This window comes from Cupriavidus consociatus (genome assembly GCF_017814975.1).
GTDB classification, from domain to species: Bacteria; Pseudomonadota; Gammaproteobacteria; order Burkholderiales; family Burkholderiaceae; genus Cupriavidus; species Cupriavidus consociatus.
Genome location: NZ_JAGIQA010000201.1, coordinates 1 through 285, shown reverse-complemented (window position 1 = coordinate 285; position 285 = coordinate 1). Strand labels below are relative to the sequence as shown.

1 protein-coding gene is annotated in these 285 nt (G+C 59.3%); it reads left to right on the top strand.

What is annotated here, in order from left to right:
• The coding region (locus tag J8I82_RS38090) for a nucleoside monophosphate kinase (protein ID WP_209765813.1) at window positions 1–285 on the top strand (285 nt) is incomplete at both ends.

Below are 285 nucleotides of genomic sequence, written 5' to 3'. Positions count from 1 at the left end.
CACCATTCCCCAGGCTGAAGCCTTGGTGAAGGCGGGCGTGGAGTTGGACGCCGTGGTCGAAATCGCGGTTGAAGACGAAGAGATCGTCCAGCGTATCGCTGGCCGTCGTGTTCACGAAGGCTCTGGCCGCGTGTACCACATCGACTACAACCCGTCGAAAGTGGAAGGCAAGGACGATGTCACCGGCGAAGACCTGGTGCAGCGTAAAGACGACACCGAAGAAACCGTGCGTCATCGCCTGTCGGTCTACCATTCCCAGACCAAGCCCCTGGTGGACTTCTACCA